Origin of the sequence: Herbaspirillum sp. CF444 (assembly GCF_000282135.1) — a bacterium.
Lineage (GTDB): Bacteria > Pseudomonadota > Gammaproteobacteria > Burkholderiales > Burkholderiaceae_D > Herbaspirillum.
Map to the genome: position 1 here is coordinate 17150 of NZ_AKJW01000089.1, position 20247 is coordinate 37396.

Here is a 20247-nt window from a genome sequence, read left to right on the forward strand (position 1 = left end):
TCAGGCGATGCCACGCAAGGCGATCTATTGCGCCGGCTTGTGGTGCTGCGCCACGTAGCGGTCGAGCTGTCGCGCAAACGCCCGGCCGTCGCTCTGACTGAACGCGGCCGGGCCGCCGGTTTCGACGCCGCTGCTGCGCAGCTCTTCCATGAAGTTGCGCATCGTGAGGTGCTGCTGGATATTGTCGGCGGTGTACATTTCGCCGCGCGGATTGAGCACCGCACCGCCCTTGGCGATGGCTTCCGCAGCCAGCGGAATGTCGGCGCTGATGATCAGGTCGCCTGGCTGCGTGAGCCTGACGATTTCCTTGTCGGCGACGTCGAAGCCGGCCGGCACGACGACGGCCTTGATGAAACGCGACGGCGGCACGCGCAAGAGCTTGTTGGCGACCAGCGTCACCTGGATGTGCGTGCGCTCGGCCAGGCGGAACAACATGTCCTTGACCACGCCCGGACAGGCGTCGGCATCAACCCAGATTTGCATCATCTACTTTCTGCTTGCTGAAAAACACATCGGACCACCAAGGGTCCGATGAAGAGTGTGTATTGGCGATCAAACGATCAGACAAACGAAACCGTCAATCCCGGCAGGGCGACGCCGGAAAATGCAGTAATCCAGGTCTGTCCGGTTTCGATCGGATAAGCATCGGTCCAGGTGCCCGTGGTGATGATTTCACCGGCCGCCAGCGGCGCGAATTGCGGTTGCGTCTTCAGCAACTGATGCAGATGCCACAAGGCATGCAGCGGACTGTCGGCTTCGTCGTTGAAGAATCCGGCAGCGCGCAGCGTGCCGGTGCTGTCGGTGCTGCTCGACAACGAAACGCTGGCGCCGGCCAGAATCTGCGCCAGGTTGTGACGGGTGGCCGACGACAGCACGTGCGGTTCGCCGATGATCAGCGTGCCGTGCAAACCGAAGGCCGCGATCGCGTCGGCGACGGTGAACTCCCAGTTGGCGAAAGGGCAGGCGACGATCTCGAAGCCGTGCGCCATCCATTCGATGCATTCGGCCAGCTCGTCGATGGTGGCGTCGGGCGACGGCGCCCGGCCGAGCTTGAAGACGATTTCCGGTTCGATGCGCGGTTGCAGCGCGCCTGCCAGGCATTGCTTGCCGTGATTGTCGTTGGCGTAGCGCACCGTGCTGTCGAAAATGTGCGCCCAGATCGGAATGCGCGCATCGTCCGTCACACCGTATTTGTCCCAGGTCTTGCGCACGGTGAAGCCGATCTTGCGGCCGATCGGCTGCTCGCCTTGCGCGATGCGGATATCCAGCACGCGGCGCGCGATATCGTAGGCGTCCTCGACGGACAATGGTTCGGAGGATGACAGGAGCGGCAGGAAACGTGTGTTTGCGCGTGCATCGAGGAGTTGATGCGCGTACCGACTGGCTTGGCTCGACATAAGCTCGCACAGGAAGATAGTGAATAGCTATGTATTGTCAGCGACGATTAATTTTTGCACAAGTGAAAAGACTTAAAAATGCACTTGACAAGCACCTGACGGCCGATAGCGCCCGGAAGGAGGCGGCGACCATATGCTATTTTGGAAATTCCAGCGCGATGCAGGCTCCGCCAGTCGGCCCGGCCCCGATGGTAATGTCAGCGCGGTGGCGAACGGCGATATCGCGGACAATCGACAACCCGATACCGCTGCCCAGGCCCGGCGTGCCGGGAGTCCGGTAAAAACGCTCAAATACGCGCTCTCGCTCTTGAGGATGAATACCCGGCCCTTCATCGATCACGCGCAGCACCGGCCGATCGTTTTCTGTTTTCAGTACGATCTGCACAGTGCTGGCGGCAGGCGCATAGCGCAGCGCATTATCGATGAGATTGGACAGCAGCATGGACAAGCTGTCCGCATCGCCACTCACCTGCACGCTTTCCAGGTCGCTCTGCAAGACGATGCCGCGGGCTTGCGCCTGTGGCTGCAATTGCTGCACGACATCGCGGATCACATCGGCCAGGCCGAGCCGGCCAAACGAAGACGCCATGCCGGCGTCGCTGCGCGCCATGTCCAGCAACTGTTGCACCAGCCTCGTCGCGCGCGCGACGCCCTGGCGCAATTCCGCAATCGCCGCGTGCCGATCCGCGGCATCCGCAGTGAGTTCGACCACATCCAGTTGCAACCTCAGCGCCGCCAGCGGCGTGCGCAATTCGTGTGCTGCGTTCGCCGTCAGTTGCCGCTGGAACGACAGCGCTTCCTGCAGGCGCAGCATCAGGACATTCATTGCCGCGACCAGCGGCTGCACTTCGGCCGGCACCCTGTCGACCGGAAAGGCTTGCAGGCTATCCGGGCCGCGCGCATATAGTGCATACGCCAAACGCCGCAAGGGCCGCAATCCCCACCATGTCACCCCCAGGCACAGCAGGATAACCGCCGGTATCAACGATAACAGCGGCATGGCGCTACGTTTCAGGGATTTCCAGATGGCTTTTTCCCGTTCTCTCTGGTCTTGCGCGACCTGAATGATGCGACCATCGTCGGCATCAAGCCGGTAGATGCGCCAACGCTGGCCGTTCGCTTCGAACTTGGACTTTCCCGCCTTGCGCGCCAGCGGCACCTCGGCATCCTGGGCAGAACTCCATACCAGGCCGCCATCCACGAGCCATATCTGGGCCAAAATCTCGACATCGTCACTGTCATCGCTGCCATTGCTTTGTATACGGCTATTGCGGAAAGAGGGCGGCGTGACTGTGCCTGCCCCGGCATCGCGCAGCGTCAGCGCCACCTGTTTCAGGCCGTCATCGAGCAAATCATTGAATTCGGACACCGCCTTGCGATAGGTCTGCCATCCGGCCAGTCCGACCGCCAGCAACAGCAGCGGCAGCAATACGATCAGCAAGGTTTTACGAATCGAGTTCATCGGCCTGGGCAATCCGGTACCCGGCGCCGCGAATATTGCGTACGGCATCGTTGCCGACCTTTTTGCGCAGGTTGTAAATGTGGACTTCAACAGCGTTGCTGCTGACTTCTTCCTGCCAGCCATATAACTTGTCTTCCAACTGAGCGCGGCTGAATACGGTGTCGGGTTGACCCGACAACAACGCGAGCAGCTCATATTCGGTGGATGACAAAGCAATCGGATTACCGGCGCGGGTGACTTGATGCAGTCCGAGATCGATATGCAGGGAGCCGATCTCGATATGGTTTTGGGCGCGTCCGCAATAGCGCCGCGACACCGCCTGGATGCGCGCGGCCAACTCATCCAGTGAAAACGGCTTGACCAGATAATCGTCGGCACCGGCATTCAGGCCGGCAATCCGCTCTGCCACCGAATCGCGCGCGGTGATGATGATCACCGGCATGACACTTCCTCTGCGTCGTTGCTGAAGCAGCAATTCCATGCCGCTGCGACGCGGCAGGCCGAGATCGAGCAACATCACGTCATGCACGCCCGCGTTGGCCGGCGTATCGAGTACCAGTTGCGCCGCTTCCGCATCGGTTACGTGATCGGGTGCATGGCCGAGCAACTTCAAGCCGCTGCGCAGGCTGCTGGCGATCATGGCATCGTCTTCTACAATCAGGATTCTCATCGGTTTACCTAACGCAGCGCATGTTGGCATGCACTGCGTTCGATTAAAACATAGCCGGAAGAAGGACTCAACGATCGATGTAGCTGCTAATGATCGCGCCGGTTTGCGAATCGACCAGGACTTTCATGATCTGGTTCTGATTCAGTATCTTGACCTTGTAGACGACCACGCCGCGTTCGCGTTCCAGCTCCGCTTCTAGCGGCGTGCCGGCTGTTTGCGCATTCGCCTTGGCGATGGCGTCGGTCAGCGAGATCTTGGCTTGCGCCGCGATCGCCGCGTATTTCTGCGCATCGCGACCATCATGGTCATACGCTTGGGCCAGCGGTGCAGCGGCGACAGCGCAGGTCAGGAACAGAGAGGCAACGAGGGGATGGAATTTCATAACAGGTCCTTTCAAAAACAGTTCAAAAAAGTTGTTGTACTACGGAGTGCATCGTAGCCAACACATGCTTAAGACCTGCTTAAGAAACACGAAAAAGACGGTATTTTTCCCGTCAGGCCCACAAATCGCCATTGGGACCGGTGCGCGGCGCGGCAACGCCGAAATGGGTATAGGCCGCCGGCGTCGCCACGCGGCCGCGCGGCGTGCGTTGCAGATAGCCTTGCTGGATCAGGTAGGGTTCGAGCACGTCTTCGATGGTGTCGCGCTCTTCGCCGATGGCGGCGGCCAGATTGTCGAGGCCGACCGGGCCGCCGTTGAATTTGAACAGCACCGCTTCCAGCAGTTTGCGGTCCATCAGGTCGAAGCCGACCGGATCGACGTCGAGCATGACCAGCGCGGCGTCGGCCATGGCTTGCGTGATCCTGCCGTTGCCCTTCACCTCCGCATAGTCGCGCACGCGGCGCAGCAGGCGGTTGGCGATGCGCGGGGTGCCGCGGCTGCGCTTGGCGATTTCCAGCGCGCCCTCTTCGACGATGGGTGCATTGAGCAAGCCGGCGCTGCGCGTGACGATGCGCGCCAGTTCCGGCGGCGAATAAAATTCCAGGCGCGCGACGATGCCGAAACGGTCGCGCAGCGGGTTGGTCAGCATGCCGGCGCGTGTGGTGGCGCCGACCAGCGTGAACGGTTGCAGGTCGAGGCGCACCGAGCGCGCCGCCGGACCTTCGCCGATCATGATGTCGATCTGGTAGTCCTCGAGCGCGGGATAGAGGATTTCTTCCACCACCGGCGACAGGCGATGGATTTCATCGATGAAGAGGACGTCGTTGGCTTCGAGGTTGGTCAGCAAGGCGGCCAGATCGCCGGCGCGCTCCAGCACCGGGCCGGAAGTCTGGCGCAGGTTGACGCCCATCTCGCGCGCGATGATGTGCGCCATGGTGGTCTTGCCAAGACCGGGCGGACCGAACAGCAGCGTGTGGTCGAGCGCTTCGCCGCGCTGACGCGCCGCCGAGATGAAGATCTCCAGTTGGCCGCGCACTTTTTCCTGGCCGACGTATTCATCCAGCTGCTTGGGTCGCAGTGCGCGTTCGATCGCCTCCTCGTTGGCCGAAGCCGGGGTGGCGGCGATGATGCGCTGTTCGGAGAAGTCGTCGGTCTGGATGCTCATGGGTGGCTATGAGGTGGCTATTTATGCTTTGGACAGCGCCTTGAGGGCGTGCTTGATGCCTTCCGACACGCTTGCATCGGCCGGTACCTGCTTGATCGCCAGCGTCGCTTCCTTGTCGGAATAACCGAGCGCCAGCAAGGCGTTGAGGATATCCGAAGTCGTGTCGTGATGCACCACGCCGCCGACCGCGCCGAGATCGGCGCCAAGCTTGCCCTTCAATTCGAGCAGCAGGCGCTCGGCGGTTTTCTTGCCGATGCCGGGCACCTTGGTGAGGCGGCCGGCTTCCTGCAAGGTCACGGCCTGGGCCAGATCGCTGACCGACATGCCGGACAGGATCGACAAGGCGGTGCGCGCGCCCACGCCGGAGATCTTGATCAGTTCCTTGAAGGTATTGCGCTCTTCGGGGCTGCCGAAGCCGAACAGCACGTGCGCGTCTTCGCGGATTGCCAGATGCGTCAGCAGCACGACCTTCTCGCCCAGGCCCGGCAGGTTGTAGAAGGTGCTCATGGGCACGCCGACTTCGTAACCGACACCGTTGCAATCGACCAGCAATTGCGGGGGATTTTTTTCGAGCAGGATTCCGGAGAGGCGACCGATCATGATGGCTGGGCAGAAAGATGAATGGTGGAATGATACAGTACTGTTCGGATAAACAGTATATCCATCCGCACCGATTTGCCTAACCCCGCCCTGCTGGGCTATTGTCTGCCCTGTTTCTCTTCGGCACATTCGCCTCCCCAAAAGATAAAGGACCCCATGGCCGGCAGCAGCTTTTTCGCGTTGATCGACGACATCGCCAGCATACTCGACGACGTTTCCGTGATGACCAAGGTGGCGGCAAAGAAGACTGCCGGCGTGCTGGGCGACGACCTCGCGCTCAACGCGCAGCAGGTCTCCGGTGTGAACGCCGACCGCGAACTGCCGGTGGTGTGGGCGGTGGCGGTCGGATCGCTGAAGAACAAGGCGATCCTGGTGCCGGCAGCGCTGGCCATCAGCGCCTTGGCGCCGTGGGCGGTGACGCCGCTGCTGATGCTGGGCGGTGCTTTCCTGTGCTTTGAAGGATTCGAGAAGCTGGCGCACAACTATCTGCCGCATGAGGAAGGACATCATGAGGCTGCCGCCGATGATGCGGATGATGCCGATGCCGCCTCCGGCGAACAGGACAAGATCAAGGGCGCGATCCGCACCGACTTCGTGCTGTCGGCCGAAATTATCGCCATCACGCTCGGCACCGTTGCTGGCGCGCCTTTGCAGCAGCAGATCATCGTCTTGGTCGGCATAGCGCTGATCATGACCGTGGGCGTGTACGGCGTAGTAGCGGGCATCGTCAAACTCGACGACGGTGGCTTGTACCTGTTGCGCACGAGCGGCAACAGCGGCTTCGGACAATTCAAGCAGCGCGTCGGCCGCGCCATCCTTGTCGCTGCACCTTACATGATGAAGAGCCTGACCGTCATCGGCACGGTGGCCATGTTCATGGTCGGCGGCGGTATTCTGACGCACGGCATCCCGCCGGTGCATCACTGGATTGCGGACGTCAGTGCGCCGCTCGCGGCCCTGCCTGCGGTGGGCGGTGTGTTGTCGGCGATTGCGCCGGCGATCGTGGATGCGGTGTTCGGCGTGATTGCCGGCAGCGTGGTGTTGCTGGTTGTGGAAGCAGTGAAACGAGTACTGAAGCTCTTCAGGAAAAACTAGCCGATCAGGCGACCACCACGCACGCGTAGCCCCTTCTTCGCCAATCCCGGCGCAAGCGCGCCAAGCGCACTCAGGGCTTCGCCGCTATGCGCATGGCAGATCGCCACGCCCAAGGCGTCGGCGGCATCGGTGCCGGGCAAACCCGGCAATGCCAGCAGACGCTGCACCATATCCTGCACCTGCTGCTTCTGCGCCTTGCCGTGACCGGCGACGGCCTGTTTGACCTGCAACGCGGTGTATTCCGCCACCGGCAAGTCCGCATTCACCAGCGCGCAAATCGCTGCGCCGCGTGCTTGCCCGAGCAACAGCGTGGATTGGGGATTGACGTTGACGAAGACTTTTTCAATTGCCGCACAGTCGGGAGCATAAGCCTTGATGACTTCGCCGACGCTGGTAAGGATGACTTTGAGCCGTTGCGGAAGATCGGCATCCGGCGTCCTGATGGTGCCGGAGGCGATATAGGTGAGCTTGGTGCCCTGCTTGTGGATCACGCCAAAACCGGTGGTCCGCAAGCCGGGGTCGATGCCGAGAATTTTCATGAGTCCGAACGCACCCACGACTGAACAACTACGCGTCGTCCCGGAGAACCCCGGGACCCAGTGTCGTCAAACGACCGTTGCATACAGATCATTCCAATAAGGGTTGGTCTTTTCGATCAACTCGATTTGCCAGGCACGTCGCCATGCCTTCCGTTGTTTTTCACGAGTGATTGCGTTGACTATATCGTCGAAAACTTCAACATACACTAAATCCCTGATTCCATACTTCTGCGTAAATCCAGGTATCAAGCCATGCTTATGTTCATAAACGCGTCGCACGAGATCGTTGGTGACGCCGATATACAGACTGCCGTTGCGCTGGCTGGCGAGAATATAGGCGAAATAACTCATGCGCCGATGTTACCGCGCCTGAGTTGTCACATGATCAATTATTTGTCGTCCCGACGAAAGTCAGGACCCAGCGTCGTATCGACGTCCGTCACGACACTGGGTCCCAGCTTTCGCTGGGACGACGATGTTTTGTTTGAAGGCTGGGAGGAAATTAATGACGGAAGTGACGCGTGCCGGTCAGCAGCATGACCACATCGCGCTCATCGGCGGCATCGATCACTTCCTGATCGCGCATCGAACCGCCCGGATGGATCACGCAGGTCGCGCCTGCATCCACCACCACGTCCAGACCGTCGCGGAACGGGAAGAAGGCATCCGACGCCACGGCCGAGCCGGCCAGCGTCAGGCCGGCGTTCTGCGCCTTGATCGAAGCGATGCGGGCCGAATCGATACGGCTCATCTGGCCGGCGCCGACGCCCAGCGTCATGCCGTTGCCGCAGAAAACGATCGCATTGGACTTGACGAACTTGGCGACGCGCCAGGCGAACATCAGGTCTTGCAATTGTTGCGGCGTCGGTTGCTTCTTGCTGACGACCTTGACGTCGGCCAGCAGCACGTTCTTGGCGTCCGGCGATTGCACCAGCAGACCGCCGCCGACGCGCTTGAAGTCATACGCATTCAAACCATTGCCCAAGGGAATTTCCAGCAGACGCACGTTTTGCTTGGCGGCGAAAATCTTCCTGGCTTCGGCGCTGAAGGATGGCGCGATCAGCACTTCGACGAATTGCTTGGCGACGGCTTCCGCAGCGGCGCCGTCGAGTTCGCGGTTGAAGGCGATGATGCCGCCGAAGGCCGAGGTCGGATCCGTCTGCAATGCCTTGCTGTACGACTCCAGGGGATTGGCGCCGACCGCCACGCCGCATGGATTGGCGTGCTTGATGATGACGCAGGCCGAGGTGTCGGCGGCATCGAAGGTCTTGACGCATTCCCACGCGGCATCCGCATCGGCGATGTTGTTGAACGACAGTTCCTTGCCTTGCAGCTGGGTGTAGTTGGCCAGCGCGCCGTCGCTCTTCTTGACGTCGCGGTAAAACGCCGCCGATTGATGCGGGTTTTCACCGTAGCGCATGTCCTGGACTTTTTCGAAGTGCAGGTTCAGCGTGTCGGGATAGGCGCTGCGTGTGGTGTGCTGCTTGTCTTCGCCGAGCGAGGTGAAATAGTTGGTGATGGCGCCGTCGTATTGCGCAGTGTGCGCGAACACTTTCTTGGCCAGCGCAAAGCGCTTCTCGTACGGCAGGTCGCCGCTTGCCTGCAGGTCGGCCAGCACGCCGGCGTAGTCGGTCGGGTCGCAGATGACGACGACGTCCTTATGGTTCTTGGCCGAGGAACGCAGCATGGCCGGGCCGCCGATGTCGATGTTTTCGATCGCGTCTTCCAGCGAGCACTCTTCCTTGGCGACGGTTTGCTGGAACGGATACAGGTTCACCACCACCATGTCGATGGTCGGAATGCCGTGCTTGTCCAGCGCGGCGACATGCTCGGGAAAATCGCGGCGCGCCAGGATGCCGCCGTGCACCTTGGGATGCAGCGTCTTGACGCGACCGTCCAGCATCTCCGGGAAGCCGGTGTAGTCGGCGACTTCGGTTACCTTGACGCCGTTGTCGGCCAGCAGCTTGGCGGTGCCGCCGGTGGACAGGATGTTGACGCCCATGGCGGACAGCGCGCGTGCAAAGTCGAGCACGCCGGCTTTGTCGGAAACGGAGATGAGTGCTTGTTTGATCATGATGGCATGAAGGTAGATGAAGGAATCCGGTGGTGAGACTGACGAGGCGGCGGACCGCCGCGCCGTCGCATGTAAGCGATTACATTACAAAACTACAGCAAGCCGTGCTGCTGGAGCTTCTTGCGCAAGGTATTGCGATTGATGCCGAGAATTTCCGCGGCCTGGGACTGATTGCCGTCGGCGCGCGCCATCACTGCTTCGAAGATCGGTTTCTCGACCGTCAAAACAACCATGTCATACACATTGGATGGCAGTTGCTCGCCCAGATCCTTGAAATACTTGTCAAGGCTCTTCCTGACGACATCCTCGATACTTTCTTTACTCATTACTCAGTACTTCTATTCTTTTTAGTGTGTTGATCAATAGCCTTCAGTCACGCTTGCGGCTACGCCGCCAGCACCTGTTCGGCAATCCCGTATTGTAACCGCTCGCCATATGCCGCCTGCGTTTCGAAGAAATCGCGCACGGCGTTCCATTGCAGCCGGCAATCTTCGAGGCGATTCATGCGTTGCCGGAATTCTTCTCCTTCCGGCAGGTCGCGGACATACCATCCGATGTGCTTGCGCGCCGTGCGCACGCCGAGATACTCGCCGTAAAACGCATAGTGCGCCTGCAAATGTTCCAGCATCAGTTCCTGCACTTCGGCCACCATCGGCGCCGGCAGATGCGTGCCGGTGCGCAGGAAGTGGTCGATCTCGCGGAAGATCCACGGCCGGCCCTGCGCCGCGCGACCGATCATGACGGCATCGGCACCGGTCACGGCCAGCACATGTTTGGCACGTTCCGGCGTGGTGATGTCGCCGTTGGCGACCACCGGGATCTTCACCGCCGCCTTGACTGCGGCAATCGTTTCGTACTCTGCTTCGCCGCTATAGCCATCGGCGCGCGTGCGGCCATGCAGCGTCAGCATGGCGATGCCGCTTTGCTCGGCCATGGCGGCGATGGCCAGGGCGTTCTTGTTCTCGCGATTCCAGCCGGTGCGGAATTTCAATGTCACCGGCACGTCGACGGCCTTCACCACCGCGTCGAGAATCCGGCCGACCAGCGTTTCGTTTTGCAACAGGGCCGAACCGCACCAGCTGTTGCAGACCTTCTTGACCGGGCAGCCCATGTTGATGTCGATGATTTGCGCGCCGCGATCGACGTTGTGTCTGGCGCAATCGGCCAGCATGGCGGGATCGGCGCCGGCGATCTGCACCGCTTTCGGTTCCATCTCGCCATCGTGGTTGGTGCGGCGCGAAGTCTTTTCGCTTTGCCACAGGCGCGGATCCGAGGCGGCCATTTCCGAGACGGCATAACCCGCGCCCAGCTGCTTGCACAGTTGGCGGAAAGGACGATCCGTCACACCCGCCATGGGGGCGACGAAAACCTTATTGCGCAGGGAATGCGGGCCGATATTCACGGAGCGATCATGTGGTTGCTGGGGAAGGGCGCTATTTTAGCGCGATTGGCCCTGCGCCCCAACAAGAATCGGTCTTGCAGCGCAATGCCGAAAGGAAATTATTCAACAAGCAATATTCCGTCATATCCGGCGCCGCAGAACGCTTCGCGACGAAAACTGGTGCACGACGCGCGCCGCGTCGTCAGCGATCGACTTCGTCGAGCACCTGCGGCGCGAGATGCGCGATGTCTGCCCATTGCCTGATGTGGATGCGTTCGCCATCCCACTGCAAGCGATTGATGCTGGCATTGAAGATGTCGAAATCGCGAGCGTGTTCGAAGCCGGTTTCCCTGGCCCAGCGGTAGACGCATTCCAGCACGCCGCCATGCGTGACGATGGCGATCTTGCGCTGTTTGCCGCCGCTCGCAAGATGAGCAATCGCACTGACGGCGCCGACGGCGCGACCGGAAAATTCACGCATGGTTTCGGCAATACGCTCGCCGGCCGGATAGCGCGCATCGAGCTCGCGCGCCTTCCATGCCGCAAAATCCTCGGGATAGCGCTGCTGGATGTCGTGGTGCTGCAAACCCTCGAAGCCGCCGTAGCAGCGCTCGCGCAAGGCCGGATCGATCTGCACCGCCTTGCCTTGCAGCGTCGCCACGGCCTGAGCCGTGTCGCGCGCGCGTTGCAGGTCGCTGGCGTAGATCGCATCCAGTGCTTCGTTTTCAAGCGCGCGCCCGAGCGCCGCGGCCTGCCGCTGCCCTTCGGCGTTCAGAGGAATATCGATATGGCCTTGCAGGCGCTTGTCTACGTTCCAGTCGGTTTCGCCGTGGCGGATCAGCAGGATGTCGAGCATGTGTGTTTATTTAATCAACGCAGGGTTCAGTGTGTAGGTACCGGTGATGGCGGCCTGGGCAAGCACGTGGCCTTGCAGGGCGTTATGCACGTCGGTGCCGGTGAACTTGCCGGTCACCGTCAGTTGCTCCTGATCCACGGCATACAGCGTGAAAACGTAACGGTGCACAATGGCGTCGTTCCATGGCGGACATGGGCCGTCATAGCCGAAATAATCGCCGCTCATGTCGCCGTCGCCGGCAAACCAGCTGGTGTAATCGTTGAGGCCGTGGCGCGCGCCCGACAGCGGGTCGCCCGGGATCGAAGGACCGGCCTTGCCGCGCGTGGTGACGGCGCTGCTGAACTGACCGGCGGCCAGCTCGCTGACGCCTGCCGGAATATCCACCAGACTCCAGTGGAAAAAGTCGACGCGCGGCAAATCGGCCGGCACGGTCTTGCCGTCCTGGTTGACGTCGTCGCCGCGCGACGGCACGTCGGGGTCGTGCGCGACCAGCACCAGCGACCTGGTGCCTGCGGGCAGGTCGCTCCATGCCAGGTGCGGATTTTTGTTGGATGACAGTGCCACGTGGCTTTTGGCGTCAGGCACCGCAAAGGCGAATTCGCCCGGGATGACCGCACCGTCCTGAAAAGAATCGCTCCAGAGTTTCATGTGTGCTCCTTTGAAAATCAGCCTGCTATCGAATGCTACGGAATATCGTCAGGCCGCCGCCGGCCTCACTTGCCGCCAACCTGCAGCCAGAATGTGACCGGACCGTCATTGGTCAGCGAAACCTGCATGTCGGCGCCGAAGCGTCCCGTCTGCACCATGCCATGCCTGGCTTGCGCCTGTGTGACAAAGTGATCGAACAGCCTTCTGCCGTCTTCCGGCACGGCAGCCGGTGTAAACGACGGCCGCGTGCCGGAGCGCGTATCGGCCGCCAGCGTGAACTGCGGCACCAGCAGCAAACTTCCCTGCACGTCCGTCACGCTGCGGTTCATCTTGCCGGCATCGTCGGCGAACACGCGGTAACCGAGCAACTTGCCGAGCAAGAGATCGGCTTCCTTTTCGGTATCCCCGCGTTCCGCGCAGACCAGCACCATCAGGCCGGCGCCGATCGCACCGATCCGCTCGCCTTCCACTACGACATCCGCTTTGCGGACTCGTTGCAATAATCCGATCATGACAGTCTGTTATGACACGCAGTTACGACAAACTGACACGTGCAAACTTGCGCTTGCCGACTTGCACCACGAACACGCCTGCATCGACCTTCAACCCCTTGTCGCTGATCACCGTACCGTCGATGCGCACGCCGCCCTGCTCCACCATGCGCAAGGCTTCCGAGGTGGAAGCGCACAGGTTGGCCTGCTTGAGCAACTGACCGATGCCCAGCGGCGCGCCGGCCAGGCTGACTTCCGGCACGTCGTCCGGAATGCCGCCCTTGGAACGGTTGACGAAGTCGGCCAGCGCGTCTTCGGCGGCTTGCTGCGAGTGGAAGCGCGTCACGATTTCCTGCGCCAGCGCCACCTTGATGTCGCGCGGGTTCTTGCCGGCGTCGACCGCGGCCTTGAAGCCGGCGATGTCGGCGATCGAGCGGAACGACAGCAATTCGTAATAGCGCCACATCATCACGTCGGAAATGCTCATCACCTTGGCGAACATGGTATTGGCCGGTTCGGTAATGCCGATGTAATTGTTCTTGGACTTCGACATCTTCTCGACGCCGTCCAGGCCTTCCAGCAGCGGCATGGTCAGGATGCATTGCGGCTCCTGGCCGAAATCCTTTTGCAGCTCGCGGCCGACCAGCAGGTTGAACTTCTGGTCGGTGCCGCCCAGTTCCAGGTCGGCCTTGAGCGCGACCGAATCGTAGCCTTGCATCAGCGGATACAGGAATTCATGCACCGAAATCGGCGTGCCTTCCTTGAAGCGCTTGGTGAAATCGTCGCGCTCCATCATGCGCGCCACGGTATAGCGCGAGGCCAGCTGGATCATGCCGCGACTGCCGAGCGGATCGCACCATTCGGAGTTGTAACGGATCTCGGTTTTGGCCGCATCCAACACCAGGCTGGCCTGGGCGAAATACGTCTTGGCGTTGACTTCGATCTGCTCGCGCGTGAGCGGCGGGCGCGTGGCGTTGCGGCCGGACGGATCGCCGATCATCGAGGTGAAGTCGCCGATCAGGAAAATCACGGTATGGCCGAGATCCTGCAACTGACGCATCTTGTTCAACACCACGGTGTGGCCCAGATGCAGGTCGGGTGCGGTCGGGTCCAGGCCCAGCTTGATGCGCAGCGGTTGGCCGCTCTGTTCGGCGCGCGCCAGTTTTTGCGCAAATTCGCTTTCGATGAGCAATTCGTCGACGCCGCGCTTGGCGACGGCTAGCGCCTCCTGGACTTTATCGGACAGAGGCAGGGAGGCTTTGGATGTAGGCTGTTCGGCGTTCATTGATATAACTAAAAAATAGACTTTTGTAGGACAGTACCGGTTTGACGCTTTGCTATAATGCGCACTTTCGTCTTTCTGCCGCACGCCATCTAGAAGCGCAATCAGCAGAGAATTAGCATTCATCGCCTGTCAAGAATCTGTAAAAGCGCGCGTCATCGGGGAGTCATTGACGATGCCTGCGGTTGAGCGGCAACATGAGTTGGCTGTCGGCAAGACGGCAAAGCGGAACGATCCGACTTCTCTCCTTGCTTTTCCCGCAACAGAATTCAGAACAAGCGTAAACGGTAGATTTTAACGTATTGCATGTTCCCTAAAGATAAATTCGCGCGCGTCGCCTCCCTGTACCGCACAGCCCATCTCTACTGCCACGAGAAATTTCACGGCTCTTCCCGCAAGACCAAGGTCGTTTCGGCCGGCGCCTTGTTCCTCGGCGCGTTCACCATCGGCGCCGCCGGCTTTGCACCCGCCGAACCGGATACTTCCGATGCGCCGGTCCACGCCATCGTCAAAGACCTGGCCTTGCCTGACCTGAAACAACAGATCGCGCAACTGGAAGAGCGCGACGAGCACTACGTCAACGAAGAAAAAGTCCGTGCCGGCGACACCCTGGCAAGCTTGCTGACCCGCCTAGGCGTCGATGACGACGAAGCGGCCAGCTTCATCAAGTCCGATACGCTGGCGCGTGCCGTCATGCAGTTGCGCGCCGGCAAGCGCGTCATGGCGCGCACTGCCGAAGACGGCGAGCTGCAACAGCTGACCGCCACGCTGAGCGACGGCCGCGACGGCCCGGTCAACAATCTGGTGATTGAGCGCACCGGCGACAAATTCAAGGCGACGACGGCGCCTGCCGTGCTGGAACGCCGCATCGAAATGCGTTCGGGCCAGATCCGCTCGTCGCTGTTTGCCGCCACCGACAACGCCCAGATCCCCGACAGCATCGCGACGCAAATCGTCGACATGTTCGCCACCAACATCAACTTCGCTTCGGACCTGCGCCGCGGCGACCGTTTCAACGTGGTGTACGAAACCTTCTACAACAACGGCGAACCGGTGCGCACCGGTCGCGTGCTGGCGGGCGAATTCACCAATGCCGGCAACACCTATCAGGCGGTCTGGTTCGATGAGCCGGGCAGCAAGATCGGCGGCGGCTACTATTCCTTCGACGGCAAGTCGCTGAAGAAGGCCTTCCTCAAGTCGCCGCTGGCCTTCACGCGTATTTCATCGGGCTTCTCGATGCGCGTGCATCCCATCCTCGGCATCTGGAAGCAGCACACCGGCGTCGATTTCGCCGCGCCGACCGGCACGCCGATTCATGCGTCGGGCGACGGCGTGGTCGATTTCGTCGGCAAGCAAAACGGCTACGGCAACATCGTCGTGATCAAGCACTGGAGCGGTTACTCCACCGCCTACGGCCATATGAGCCGCTTTGCCTCCGGCCTGCGCAAGGGCGACAAGATCAGCCAGGGCGAAGTGATCGGCTACGTCGGCATGACCGGCTGGGCCACCGGGCCGCATCTGCACTACGAATTCCGCATCAACAACGTACCGCGCAACCCGCTGTCGGTGGACGTACCAAATGCCCAACCGTTGGGCGGCAATCAACTGGCGCGCTTCCGCGCGGTATCGACCGACATGAATCGCCGCCTGTCGCTGCTGCGTCCGGTCGGCGACGGCGTGACGCTGGCTTCGCGCTAAAGCCAAACCGGTGATGGAATCGCTGTAAAATGCAGCGATTCCATCACCGGTTTTTTTATGTCCGCCGATCTCGCTCCCCCACGCTCCGCTGCCTCTTCCCTGTACATCGGCCTGATGTCCGGCACCAGCCTGGACGGCGTCGATGGCGCGCTGGCGTCGCTGCCGGCAGAGGGACAACCGATGGCGACGCTGGCGACGACTTACGTGCCCTTCCCCGAGGATTTGCGCGTGGCGCTGATGGCGCTGCAGGCCAACGGCGAAAACGAATTGCAGCGCGAAGCGCTGGCCGCCAATCAGCTCGCCGTGTACTACGCGCAATGCGTTGCCGAGCTGCTGGAAAAAAGTGCGATCCCGGCGGCCTACATCCGCGCCGTCGGCGTGCATGGCCAGACCATCCGCCACCGGCCTGAACTAGGTTATACGCGCCAGACCAATAATCCATCGCTGCTGGCGGAGTTGTGCGGCATCGATGTGATCGCCGATTTCCGCAGCCGCGACGTTGCCGCAGGCGGCCAGGGCGCACCGCTGGTGCCGGCCTTCCACCAGGCGGTCTTCGGCAGCGAGGAGCAGGCGCGCGTGGCGGTCAACATCGGCGGCATCAGCAACATCAGCATCCTGCCTGCCGGCAAACTGGAGGCGACCTCCGGCTTCGACACCGGTCCCGGCAATGTATTGATGGATGCCTGGATCGCCCGCCACCTCGGCCGGAGCTACGATGCCGACGGTGCCTGGGGCGCTTCCGGCAAACCCGATGCGGCCTTGTTGGCGACCCTGCGCGGCGAACCCTATTTTTCGCTGCCGCCGCCCAAGAGCACAGGACGCGATCTGTTCCATCTTGCGTGGCTGGATGCCCAACTGGCGGCCCATGCCTATCTCGCACCGGCTGATGTGCAAGCCACGCTGACCGCTTTCACCGCGACCACCATTGCCGACGGGATCCTCGGGCACGCGCCGGAAACCGGCGCCGTGTACGTATGCGGCGGCGGCGCGTACAACGCCTATCTGTTGAAATTGCTGGGAGAAGCCTTGTCGACCGGCGCAGGACGCGCCATCCCGGTGTTGTCCACCGAAGCGCTGGGCATTGCACCCAACCACGTGGAAGCACTGGCCTTCGCCTGGCTGGCGCAGCGCTTCTGCCTGCGCTTGCCGGGCAACCTGCCGGCGGTCACCGGCGCACGCGGCCTGCGCGTGCTTGGGGGGCTGTACCCTGCGGCTTGAGCGTGGCTGTTCTGACACATTCATGGTGCCTGCCTCGCAGACATCCCTCAGCACCACATAGAATTTGTTTCACTATATTTCAGCAGTTATTTGATAATGAAGCCATTATCAGTCCACGATGCAAAAATAAGGGATAGGACTCGCCGAAGAAAGGACAGGACTCATGCTTCGATTGCCGAGAATGCCCCCCGTTTGGCGGATGGCCTGCTGCCTGTTGTGCCTCGTCGCCGCTGCCTCCGCGCTGCACGTGGCCGCCGAGGAAACGGTCCACACCGCGCTGATCGGCCTGGCCACGCCGCTGGCGACGCCGCGCGGCCAGGCATTGCGCGACGCCGTACAGCAAGGCATTGACGACGCCAACAAGCGCAATCTCGTCATCAACGGCAGACGAACCGTCTTCAAGCTATTCGCGGTGGACGATAAGAACGACAACAACCTGGCTGCACTCGCGGCGCGTTCGATGGTCAATGCGGGCGTCATCGGCGTGATCGGCCACCTCTCTACCGATGCAAGTCTGATCGGCGCGAAAATCTACAACGAGGCCGGCATTCCGCAGATTTCCCCGACCACCACCGCGCGCGTCTTCACGCAACAAGGTTATCGAAACGTCTTCCAGTTGCTGGGGCATACCGACATCACCACGGAGTATCTGGCGCAATCGGCACTCAACCTGTTCAAGGCCAAGCGCATCATGGTCATCGACAACGATACCGGCCTGGGCAATGCACTGGCCAACAGCTTTATCAAGAAATTGCGGGCGAAAAGCATGGATGTCGTCGCCCGCGCCTCGATCAGCCAGAAAACATCCGATTTCAATTCAGTCCTGGCCGAAGCCAAGGCGGTCGATGCCGATCTGATTTTTTTCGCGGCCATCGTGCCGCAGAGCCAGGCTTTTGCCCAGCGCATGCAGCAACAGCATATCTCGACGACCTTGCTGCTGGCCGGCGGGGCCGTCAATTACAACTTTCCGGGCAGCTCCGACGAATATGGCGGCAACACATGGATTCTGGTCCATGGTTTGCCGGAAGAAAAACTTCCCGGTTTCAAGACCCTGGAAAAGAATTACACCGCCAGATTCACCACCCACCTCATTCCGCAGTCCTTATTCGCCTACGACTGCGTGGGCGCTCTGGTTGAAGCTGCCAGACAGGCCAACAGCCTCTCGCCCGGCAAACTGATCGAGGCGCTTCACCAGGTGCATTTCGCCGGTGTATCCGGCCCGGTCTCTTTCGACGCGGAAGGAAGCCTCAACGATCCTTCCTATAGCCTGTATCAGGTACGCCAAAAACGCTGGCAATTTGTCAAGTCGTTTCCCTGAACCGGCGGCATGAGATGAATGATGAACGCCGGACATCAATAGCGGTAAACCCTGCCGCCATCCAGGCGCACAGGGTCGCCGACGCGCAAGTTGTTTGTGCTGTCCTGAACGAAACTCTGCATGGAGCCGTCATTCATGCGCACGCGAATATTGTAGACTTCGCGTCCGCCGTGATTTTTCTGCACCTGGTTGCCGACCACGGCGCCACCGACGGCGCCCGCAACGGTCGCCGCCGTCCGGCCTGAGCCGCTGCCGATCTGATTGCCCAGCAAGCCGCCTACCGCACCGCCCACGATGGTGCCGCCGACACCGCTACCGTCCTGATGGCTGACTTCGATCTCTTCGACGACACCGGTGTTGGAGTTGGAATACGAGGGCGGCGCGTCGGTGCCGGTTGGCGGCGAACGATAATCGGGACCGCCGGCGCAGCCGTTGAGCAGCGCGATCATGCTCAAGCCGACAGCGAGCAGGGAGATGTAATGGTGTTTCATGCCGATGTCCTTTGTACTTCCATGCCCCTCAAAGGCGATGCCGCCATTGTTGATCGGCGCGCCCGGGCACGACATCGGAGAATCACGCAAGATATTGTCAGACATTACCTCATGTCGGCATACCCACAGGACACCGGCTTGTCCGTGATGCAGCAAAACACCGGTGAGAATCGATGTCGCAGAAGTTGCCCTTGCTCTTTGGCAAGCGGTGGCGGCCGGTCGACAGAAAATAAAAGTATGTCCCGAAAACCCCGTTACTTCCCGCATGCAATACTGCAATTCATGCAACACTACTGCAATATTGAAGCAAACAACTCCGGCAAGGAGCAATCATGCGCCTATTTTTTCGGACAGCGGCAAGCGTCTTTTTATTCTTGTCCTTATCCGCCGCGATGGCACAGCAACAGACCGTCATGATCGGCGTCGTCGGCCCGATGTCCGTGCCATCCGGACAGAGCACCCGTGACGGCGTGCAATTTGCGCTGGACCGCATCAACCGTCAAGGGCTGCGCATTGACGGCAAGAATGTGACATTGAAGATGTTCCAGGCCGACGACAAGAACGACCCCAATCTTGCGGTGATCGATGCCCGCGCCGCCGTCGCCGCTGGCGTGGTCGGCGTCATCGGCCACCTGACGACTGACGCCAGTATTGCAGCCGCCAAAATATATAGCGATGCCGGCGTCGCCCAGTTGTCGCCGACTGCGGCGGGACGCGAATTTACCCGGCAGGGTTACCAGACCGTCTTCCAGATGCTGGGAAGCAGCGACCATACCGCGCGATATCTGGCCGAAACCGCCATCAAGGTGCTGCGCGCCAAGCGCATCATCGTGATCGACAACGACTCGATCCTTGGCAGGGAGTTGGCCAAGAGCTTCCGTGCGTCCGTCATTCGCATGGGCGGCAATATTGTCGGCACCGACAAGGTCAATTTCAAAAGTTCCGATTTCAATAGCGTCATGGCCAACATCAGGAACAGTGACGCCGATCTGGTTTTCTTTGCCGGTGTCGTGCCGCAAAGCATTGCTTTCGCCACGCGTTTCCAACAGATAGGATTGCACACCCAATTGCTGCTGGCGGGCGGCGCCATCAATCCGGCTTTCCCACTCAAAACGGAAGAATATCCCGACGGCACGCTATTGCTCGCTCACGGCAATCCCGTCGAAAAAGTGCCTGACTTCAAGCGTCTGGAGAAAGAATACCGGCAACAATACACCTCGCCGCTGATTCCGCAAACCTGGTTCGCCTACGATGCCGTCGCTATGCTGGTAGAAGCGATGAAGCGCACTGATTCGCTCTCGCCGAACATGCTCTCATCCGCCTTGCATCAGATGAAATACAACGGCCTGTCGGGGAGCGTCTCCTTCGCCGCCGACGGCAGCCAGGAGAATCCTCACTATACGTTGTATCGCGCCGAACAAAAGACCTGGAAAACGCTCAATACCCTGCCCTGAAAGTTTTTCGCAAGTCTCACCTGCAC

Annotated in this window: 22 protein-coding genes; 5 read left to right on the forward strand and 17 right to left on the reverse strand. The window is 60.7% G+C overall.

The features are described from left to right. Nucleotides 1–24: 24 nt before the first annotated feature. The 7 genes from PMI16_RS20995 to ruvA form a co-directional block, all read right to left on the reverse strand. Nucleotides 25–483 (reverse strand): YaiI/YqxD family protein, encoded by a 459-nt coding sequence (locus tag PMI16_RS20995; RefSeq protein WP_007883321.1) that lies wholly within the window; start codon nt 481–483, stop codon nt 25–27. A gap of 77 nt (nt 484–560) precedes the next feature. Further along, nucleotides 561–1397, reverse strand: coding sequence for a 2-keto-4-pentenoate hydratase (locus PMI16_RS21000; protein ID WP_007883323.1), 837 nt, complete (start codon nt 1395–1397; stop codon nt 561–563). Nucleotides 1398–1533: 136 nt separating this feature from the next. Beyond that, a complete protein-coding gene (locus PMI16_RS21005; RefSeq protein WP_162131131.1) occupies nt 1534–2826 on the reverse strand; it encodes an ATP-binding protein in 1293 nt (430 codons plus the stop codon). 16 nt (nt 2827–2842) lie between these two features. Then, nucleotides 2843–3529, reverse strand: a complete 687-nt coding sequence (locus PMI16_RS21010; protein WP_007883326.1) for a response regulator — start codon at nt 3527–3529, stop codon at nt 2843–2845. 67 nt (nt 3530–3596) lie between these two features. Next, nucleotides 3597–3911 (reverse strand): PepSY domain-containing protein, encoded by a 315-nt coding sequence (locus tag PMI16_RS21015; RefSeq protein WP_007883334.1) that lies wholly within the window; start codon nt 3909–3911, stop codon nt 3597–3599. A 112-nt stretch (nt 3912–4023) separates the two neighbouring features. Further along, nucleotides 4024–5076 (reverse strand): Holliday junction branch migration DNA helicase RuvB, encoded by a 1053-nt coding sequence (gene ruvB, locus PMI16_RS21020; RefSeq protein WP_007883337.1) that lies wholly within the window; start codon nt 5074–5076, stop codon nt 4024–4026. Nucleotides 5077–5097: 21 nt separating this feature from the next. Continuing rightward, entirely contained in the window at nt 5098–5676 is a 579-nt protein-coding gene (gene ruvA, locus PMI16_RS21025) for a Holliday junction branch migration protein RuvA (protein WP_007883339.1), read from the reverse strand. A gap of 156 nt (nt 5677–5832) precedes the next feature. Between ruvA and PMI16_RS21030 the strand changes: the two genes are divergently transcribed. Then, the gene (locus PMI16_RS21030) at nt 5833–6771 is read left to right on the forward strand and encodes a DUF808 domain-containing protein (protein WP_007883341.1); all 939 of its coding nucleotides are present in this window, start codon (nt 5833–5835) and stop codon (nt 6769–6771) included. On the opposite strand, the gene ruvC is transcribed toward PMI16_RS21030, so the two are convergent. The 9 genes from ruvC to tyrS form a co-directional block, all read right to left on the reverse strand. Then, nucleotides 6768–7310 (reverse strand): crossover junction endodeoxyribonuclease RuvC, encoded by a 543-nt coding sequence (gene ruvC / locus PMI16_RS21035; RefSeq protein WP_007883343.1) that lies wholly within the window; start codon nt 7308–7310, stop codon nt 6768–6770. The two genes, PMI16_RS21030 and ruvC, sit on opposite strands and share 4 nt — an antisense overlap. A gap of 66 nt (nt 7311–7376) precedes the next feature. Continuing rightward, nucleotides 7377–7661 carry a GIY-YIG nuclease family protein gene (locus tag PMI16_RS21040; RefSeq protein WP_007883345.1) on the reverse strand — a complete coding sequence of 95 codons (285 nt, stop codon included), beginning with the start codon at nt 7659–7661 and terminating at the stop codon, nt 7377–7379. A 151-nt stretch (nt 7662–7812) separates the two neighbouring features. Then, nucleotides 7813–9384, reverse strand: coding sequence for a bifunctional phosphoribosylaminoimidazolecarboxamide formyltransferase/IMP cyclohydrolase (gene purH / locus PMI16_RS21045; RefSeq protein WP_007883352.1), 1572 nt, complete (start codon nt 9382–9384; stop codon nt 7813–7815). A 92-nt stretch (nt 9385–9476) separates the two neighbouring features. Next, entirely contained in the window at nt 9477–9710 is a 234-nt protein-coding gene (locus PMI16_RS21050) for a Fis family transcriptional regulator (RefSeq protein ID WP_007883354.1), read from the reverse strand. A 59-nt stretch (nt 9711–9769) separates the two neighbouring features. Beyond that, entirely contained in the window at nt 9770–10786 is a 1017-nt protein-coding gene (gene dusB / locus PMI16_RS21055; RefSeq protein ID WP_007883356.1) for a tRNA dihydrouridine synthase DusB, read from the reverse strand. Between the two features lie 181 nt (nt 10787–10967). Continuing rightward, nucleotides 10968–11621 carry a histidine phosphatase family protein gene (locus PMI16_RS21060; RefSeq protein WP_007883357.1) on the reverse strand — a complete coding sequence of 218 codons (654 nt, stop codon included), beginning with the start codon at nt 11619–11621 and terminating at the stop codon, nt 10968–10970. Nucleotides 11622–11627: 6 nt separating this feature from the next. Further along, nucleotides 11628–12269 carry a YbhB/YbcL family Raf kinase inhibitor-like protein gene (locus PMI16_RS21065; RefSeq protein WP_007883359.1) on the reverse strand — a complete coding sequence of 214 codons (642 nt, stop codon included), beginning with the start codon at nt 12267–12269 and terminating at the stop codon, nt 11628–11630. A gap of 65 nt (nt 12270–12334) precedes the next feature. Continuing rightward, nucleotides 12335–12781 carry a D-aminoacyl-tRNA deacylase gene (gene dtd, locus PMI16_RS21070; protein ID WP_007883360.1) on the reverse strand — a complete coding sequence of 149 codons (447 nt, stop codon included), beginning with the start codon at nt 12779–12781 and terminating at the stop codon, nt 12335–12337. 22 nt (nt 12782–12803) lie between these two features. Beyond that, complete coding sequence (tyrS, locus tag PMI16_RS21075; protein WP_007883362.1) at nt 12804–14045, reverse strand: tyrosine--tRNA ligase; 1242 nt, start codon at nt 14043–14045, stop codon at nt 12804–12806. A gap of 303 nt (nt 14046–14348) precedes the next feature. Here tyrS and PMI16_RS21080 point away from each other — a divergent pair, with 303 nt between their 5' ends. The 3 genes from PMI16_RS21080 (at nt 14349) to PMI16_RS21090 (ending at nt 18276) form a co-directional block, all read left to right on the forward strand. Beyond that, on the forward strand, nt 14349–15740 hold the full coding sequence (locus PMI16_RS21080) for a M23 family metallopeptidase (RefSeq protein WP_007883363.1): 1392 nt from the start codon (nt 14349–14351) through the stop codon (nt 15738–15740). 57 nt (nt 15741–15797) lie between these two features. Continuing rightward, complete coding sequence (locus tag PMI16_RS21085) at nt 15798–16958, forward strand: anhydro-N-acetylmuramic acid kinase (protein WP_007883364.1); 1161 nt, start codon at nt 15798–15800, stop codon at nt 16956–16958. A 181-nt stretch (nt 16959–17139) separates the two neighbouring features. Continuing rightward, the gene (locus PMI16_RS21090; RefSeq protein WP_157212737.1) at nt 17140–18276 is read left to right on the forward strand and encodes a branched-chain amino acid ABC transporter substrate-binding protein; all 1137 of its coding nucleotides are present in this window, start codon (nt 17140–17142) and stop codon (nt 18274–18276) included. A gap of 35 nt (nt 18277–18311) precedes the next feature. On the opposite strand, the gene PMI16_RS21095 is transcribed toward PMI16_RS21090, so the two are convergent. Then, complete coding sequence (locus PMI16_RS21095; RefSeq protein ID WP_007883366.1) at nt 18312–18767, reverse strand: glycine zipper 2TM domain-containing protein; 456 nt, start codon at nt 18765–18767, stop codon at nt 18312–18314. Nucleotides 18768–19099: 332 nt separating this feature from the next. Between PMI16_RS21095 and PMI16_RS21100 the strand changes: the two genes are divergently transcribed. Further along, nucleotides 19100–20221, forward strand: coding sequence for a branched-chain amino acid ABC transporter substrate-binding protein (locus tag PMI16_RS21100; protein ID WP_007883367.1), 1122 nt, complete (start codon nt 19100–19102; stop codon nt 20219–20221). Nucleotides 20222–20247: the final 26 nt, after the last annotated feature.